The sequence below is a fragment of the Stieleria sp. genome (genome assembly GCF_041595215.1).
GTDB classification, from domain to species: Bacteria; Planctomycetota; Planctomycetia; order Pirellulales; family Pirellulaceae; genus Stieleria; species Stieleria magnilauensis.
In genome coordinates, this window is record NZ_JBFHKV010000970.1 from 1 (window position 1) to 3,305 (window position 3,305).

The window sequence follows — 3,305 nt, forward strand, 5'->3', positions numbered from 1 at the left end:
GGTTCAACACGCTGCGGACCCAAATGAAGGCGGGCATCTTCTTCGCCGGAAATCAGAACCGCCGCTACGGTCGCGATTCGATGCACAGCGAGTTCGGGGTGCTGTCGCGTTTGGAAATCCTGTCGACGTTGTCCAAGACCTTCGATGTTCGGATCAGCGCGCGTGAGGCGGACGGGCGTGACGACCGGATCGTACTTCGCGACAGCGCGGTCGACCCGATTCCGGCACAAGATTGGATGGCGACCTTGGCGTCACACCAATTCTTTCTGTGTTGCCCAGGCGCGTCGCAGCCGGTTTGCCACAATGCGATCGAGGCGATGTCGGTCGGCACCATCCCGATCATCGAATACGCCGACCGCTTCCATCCGGAACTGGTCGACGGCGTCAATGCGATTTGCTTCCGCGGCCGCAAAGGCTTGATCGCGGCGATCCGTCGGATCGATTCCATGCCACCGGAGAAACGAGCCCGTCTGTCCCGAAATGTGTGCCAGCACTACGACGAACACCTGGACGGCGCCCGGTTTTTGAAACGATTACGCGACGAGTTGAACACCGATTTTGTCGATCAGGTTTCGATGCCTTTTCACAATCGCAATTTCTTTTCCACAGCGTCGCCGCCCAGCGGTCGTGTTCCGTTGAGCCACTCCCGCGCTGCTTGACGAATCGCGAGTCAGCATCGAAGATTTGGGCCCGACTTCATCAACGCGGAAAAGGGGTCAGGCCCCAAAAATGCGGAGCACCCTGCGGGGCATTTGGTTTTTGGGGCCTGACCCCTTTTCCGCTCGCAACGAGCCCCGTTCGATTCTTCCCTTTGCTGGCCCTTTCCTTCATGCGTGTTCTCGTTACCGGACCGGCCGGATTTCTGGGCGCCGAGATTGTCAATCAGTTGCTCGCCCGCGGCGACCAGGTCGTCGGTGTCTCACGCGGTGACTACCCCGATCTGGCCGACAAGGGTGTCGCGTATCATCGCGGCGACCTGTCCGATGCCGCCGTCACCGCGCGACTGATTCGCGACGTCGACGCAGTCGTCCACACCGCCGCCGTCGCCGGCGTCTGGGGCGCTTACGAAACGTTTTACCGCATCAACACGCAAGCCACGCTGAATGTGATCGACGCCTGTCGCCACAACGGCATCGGCAATCTGGTTTTCACCAGCAGCCCCAGCGTGACGTTTGCCGGTGACGACCAACGTGGTGTCGACGAATCGGTGCCCTATCCCGAACGCTGGCTGTGCGCGTACCCGCAAACCAAAGCGCTGGCCGAGCAAGCGGTTTTGCAGGCGCATCGGACAGGTGAGTTGAACACGTGTGCCCTGCGTCCGCATCTGATCTGGGGCGCGGGCGACCCCCATTTACTCGCGCGTGTGATCGACCGCGCCGCGGCAGGCAAATTAAAAATCGTCGGCGACGGCAAGAACCTGATCGACACCGTTCACGTGGTCAACGCCGCCGCCGCCCACCTGGATGCACTCGACGCGCTGCAGCAGCGTCCCGAGGTGGCGGGTGGACGAGCGTATTTCATCGCCCAGGATGAACCGGTCAACTGTTGGGATTGGATCGCACAAATTTGCCAAATCGGCTCGGTCGCGGCCCCCTCCCGGCGTGTCCCGTTCCGCGTCGCCTACGCCGTCGGGGCGACTCTCGAGGCGGCGTATCGCGTGACCGGCAGACAAACCGAACCGGTGATGACCCGCTTCGTGGCGGCCCAATTGGCCAAAGACCACTATTTCGATATCTCTGCGGCCAAGGAGCGTTTGGGGTACAACGTCCGCGTTTCGATGGACCAGGGCCTACAAGAATTACGGTCGGCGTGGCAAGACCAATCGACTTGATCAGGGGCATCCCCCTCGAACGACGGTAGCTGCGCCGGGCAAAGCGTGGTCCAATGGTCCAGACGTTCCAGACCCGAATCCTCCCCCACACCATGCAAGGCGCTCCCATGTCGACTAGCGACGTGCGAAACATTGATTCGCTTCAGCGGCTCCGCACCGGGGTGCTCTCGATGGCCGAGAGCTGGGAAAAAACGCTGCAGGAGATTCGAATCTCCATCCACCGGGCCGATCAGTATTTCGGCGACGAGGTGCCGAGGTATTGGCGTCACCAGACAGAGCTTGCCGAGCGTGAGCTGACCGAGGCGAAAGACAATCTACAGCAGAAGCAGTCAGCCGCGCGGGCCGGTGATCGCGTCAGCGCCCTGGAAGCTCAAAAGCGGGTGGCCGCTGCCAAAACCCGCCTGGACATGTGCCGCGATCGATACCGAACCGCCAAATCGTTGGCGATCGAGATTCGCCACCAATGCGACGAACTGCTCGGTCCACTAGCGGACATGACCGAACACAGCGACAATCTCCTGCCCGCCGCGGCGCTCAAGCTCGGCACGCTGCTGGAATGGCTGCATCGCTACGCCGACGCCGCCCAGTTGCCCGTGTCGCCCGATGAAGCGTTCGCGGCACCGTCCGGCCCGCCTTCGGATCCTCCGCCGAATCCCCCCGCATCGGACACCCCGTGAAGCGATTCGTGGGATCGGATTCTCATCCGTCGATGCTGACCCTCTTCAACGACTCCTACCGTCATTTCAATTCTGTCGATGTCTGAACCTGCCAGCCAAATCTTTGAAACCCTCCGCCATTGTGACTCCTCTCGATCGGAATTGCTCCAACAGCTCGCGGACTACTTCCGCCAAGAACAGTTGCCGATGGAGTTGTTCGAGGCCCGCAAGATGATCGTCCGCGACCGATTGGGGTTGCCGCTTTTGACCAGCGAAGACGAACCGACGCGGTCCGAAGAGGTCGAGCGGCAATTGGAAGCGGGCCTGTTGGAAGCGTGCCGCGAATCGGGCGAGATGCTGATCCAAGCCGGACGCGTTTTCGAAGGCTGGACCTACCTGCGGCCGACCGGCGACAACGAGCTGATCCGGAATCTGATCGCGGAAGTCGAAATCACGGACGACAACTACGATGAAATGCAACGTGTGTTGTTGCACGAAGGCGTTGATGTGGGGCGGGGATTCCAAGCCGTTCTAGACCATCAAGGCACCTGCAACAGCATCACGCTGTTCGACCAAGCGATCGCCCAACGCAGCAAAGCGGACCGCCGCGCCGCCGGCGAACGATTGCTAGAACATTTTTACAACGAATTGATCACGCTGGTCCGCGACGATATCACCGCCCGCGATGCCGCCCCCGGTGAAGACGAATCGCTGTCCGACATGCTGGCCAGCCGGCCTTGGGTGATGAAAGACGGCGGCTATCACCTCGACACCACCCACCTGTCATCGACCGTGCGGATTGCGTCCACGCTGACGGA

General features: G+C 61.1%; 3 protein-coding genes and 1 pseudogene. All 4 read left to right on the forward strand.

What is annotated here, in order from left to right; all coding sequences use genetic code 11:
• A partial coding sequence (locus ABX749_RS26930; protein ID WP_372898738.1) for a glycosyltransferase occupies positions 1-659 on the forward strand: 659 nt, incomplete at its 5' end.
• A 170-nt stretch (positions 660-829) separates the two neighbouring features.
• On the forward strand, positions 830-1,831 hold the full coding sequence (locus tag ABX749_RS26935; RefSeq protein ID WP_372898739.1) for an NAD-dependent epimerase/dehydratase family protein: 1,002 nt from the start codon (positions 830-832) through the stop codon (positions 1,829-1,831).
• Positions 1,832-1,938: 107 nt separating this feature from the next.
• Complete coding sequence (locus ABX749_RS26940) at positions 1,939-2,508, forward strand: hypothetical protein (RefSeq protein ID WP_372898740.1); 570 nt, start codon at positions 1,939-1,941, stop codon at positions 2,506-2,508.
• Positions 2,509-2,586: 78 nt separating this feature from the next.
• Positions 2,587-3,305 (forward strand): annotated as a pseudogene (locus ABX749_RS26945) (hypothetical protein); the annotation flags it as partial.

Bases quoted from the DNA above. Each gene is read 5' to 3' on its own strand.
- ABX749_RS26940 (WP_372898740.1), top strand. From the start codon at position 1,939: ATGTCGACTAGCGACGTGCGAAACATTGATTCGCTTCAGCGGCTCCGC.
- ABX749_RS26935 (WP_372898739.1), top strand. From the start codon at position 830: ATGCGTGTTCTCGTTACCGGACCGGCCGGATTTCTGGGCGCCGAGATT.